Genomic DNA, 2,554 nt, shown 5'->3' with positions numbered 1-2,554 from the left:
GCCGTGGCGGGTGACCCGGCGGTACTGGTTGAGGAACTCCGCGCCGTCGGACGACTCCGAGCAGATGCTGGCGACGGCGGCGAGGACCTTGCCCTGACCGGGGAGTTGGTCCACCGCCTTGCCGCGCGCCAGCACCAGTGCGTTACGGGCACGGGCGGCCATGAGCCACGACTGGACCAGGGCGTCGCGCTCGCTCTCCGAGATCAGCTCCGCGGCGGCGGCGGCCTCCAGCGCCTCCAGGGTCGAGGTGGTGTGCAGGCCGGGCACCCGAGCAGCGTGCTGCATGGTCAGTAGCTGGGCGGACCACTCGACGTCCGCCAGTCCACCGCGTCCCAGCTTGGTGTGGGTGGCCGGGTCGGCGCCCCGAGGCAACCGCTCGGTGTCGATCCGCGCCTTCATCCGCCGGATCTCCTGCACCACCTTCGGCGGCACCCCGTCCGCCGGATAGCGGAACTCGTCGATCATGTGCAGGAAGTCAAGACCCAGGTCGCGGTCCCCGGCCGCGAACGCCGCCCTGAGCAGGGCCTGCAGTTCCCACGTCTCCGCCCACTTGGAGTAGTAGGCGCGATAGGACGCGAGGGTCCGGACCAGTGGCCCGTTGCGGCCCTCCGGGCGCAGGTCGGCGTCGAGGTCGAGTGGGGGATCCGACGACGGCGACGAGAGCAACCGTCCCACCTGCTCGGCCACCTGGACCGCCCACCGGACGGCCTCGTCCTCCGCGACGCCCTCCACCGGGTCGCACACGATCATCACGTCCGCGTCGGACCCGTAGGACAGCTCGTCCCCACCGAGACGTCCCATCCCGATGTACGCGAGCCGGGCCGGCGGCGCCTGCCCCTCCGGGGACAGGTCCCTGATCACCGACGCCAGGGACGCCTCGAGCACCGCCCGCCACACCGCGGACAGACGCTTGCCCACCTCCGGCACGGAGATCAACCCCAGTACGTCGGCGGCCCCGATCCGGGCCAGCTCCGCTCGGCGCAGCGACCTCGCCGCGGCGATGACCTTCTCTGGGGTGCGGTGGCGGGACGCCGAGGCGGACAGCGCGGAGGCGATGTCGGAGACCTTGGACGCCACGAGCACAGGCCCCTCGGCCCCGTCGGTCAGGTCGGGGATGACCTCGGGGTTCCGCAGCAGGAGCTCGGAGACGAAGACCGAGGTGCCCAGCACCGTCACCAACCGGCGCGCCACGATGCTGTCGTCCCGCAGCACGCGCAGGAACCAGGTGATGTTCTGGTGCTCTTCGCACAGTTTCCGGTAGGCCAGGAGCCCGGCGTCCGGGTCCGGGGTGTCGGCGAGCCATTCCATGAACGCGGGCAGCAGCAGCGCCTGGATCCGGCCACGCCGGTTGTTCTGACCGGCGAGGGCTCGGAGGTGTCCGAGCGCGTGACGGGGTGCGCCGAACCCGAGTGCCGCCAGCTGCCGCTCCATCGCCTCGGAGCTCAGGGACAGGGCCTCCGCGTCGTAGGCGGCGATCGAGTCCAGCAGAGGGCGGTAGAACAGTTTGGAGTGCAGTCTGCGCACCCGGCTCCGGACCTGGCGCAGCTGCTCGAGCAACACCTCCGAGGCATCGTGCCTGCTGCTCGGACGGATGTGGGCGGACCTGGCGAGCCAGCGGTAGGCCTCCCGGTCGCCGTCCTCGGGGAGCAGGTGGGTGCGCTTGTAGCGCTGGAGCTGGAGCCGGTGTTCGAGCAGACGCAGGAACTCGTAGGCGGCCACGAGGTTGGAGCCGTCCTCGCGGGCGATGTACCCGCCCGCCCGGAGCGCGCCGAGCGCGTCCACCGTGCTGGTGACCCGGAGTTCCTCGTCGGTTCGACCGTGCACCAGTTGGAGGAGCTGGACGGCGAACTCGACGTCCCGCAGGCCTCCCCGGCCGAGCTTGAGTTCGCGTTCGCGGAGCGCCTCGGGGACGTTCTCCTCGACGCGTCGACGCATGGCCTGGACGTCCTGGACGAAATCGTCCCGTTCGGAGGCCGTCCACACCAGCGGGTGCACGGTCTCGTAGTACTCGGTGGCCAGGGCCAGGTCGCCGGTCATCGGGCGGGCCTTGAGCAGCGCCTGGAACTCCCACGTCTTGGCCCACCGCTTGTAGTAGGCCGCGTGGGACTCCAGGGTCCGCACCAGTTCGCCGGACTTGCCCTCCGGTCGCAGGGCGGCGTCCACCTCGAAGAAGGCCATGGATCCGATGCGCATCATCTCCCCGGCCACTCGCCCGGTCTTGGCGTCCGCTGGTTCGGAGACGAAGATGATGTCGACGTCGGAGATGTAGTTGAGCTCGCGGGCCCCTCCCTTGCCCATGGCCACCACCCCGAGCCGACCGGGCATGGGCGAGTCCGGGTACACCGTGGCGACGGCCACGGCGAGCGCGGCGGTCAACGCCGAGTCCGCGAGATCGGCCAGACGGCGGCCCACCTCGGCGAACGGCAACACCGGCTCGTCCTCGACCGTGGACGCCACGTCGTGGGCGGCCAGCAGCGCGACGTGGTCCCGGTAGGCCGACCGGAGCACGTTCACGGCCGCGCCACCGGTGACCCCGGCCCGGTAGGTACCGACA

General features: G+C 71.2%; 1 protein-coding gene. It reads right to left on the bottom strand.

The features are described 5' to 3' along the window. On the bottom strand, nucleotides 1-2,554 hold a 2,554-nt coding region (locus G6026_RS02215), incomplete at both ends, for a bifunctional [glutamine synthetase] adenylyltransferase/[glutamine synthetase]-adenylyl-L-tyrosine phosphorylase (protein WP_241727921.1).

This window comes from Dietzia sp. DQ11-38-2, from assembly GCF_014145055.1.
Lineage (GTDB): Bacteria > Actinomycetota > Actinomycetes > Mycobacteriales > Mycobacteriaceae > Dietzia.
The sequence above is the reverse complement of the archived record's forward strand: the minus strand, read 5'-3'. Positions and strand labels throughout refer to the sequence as shown.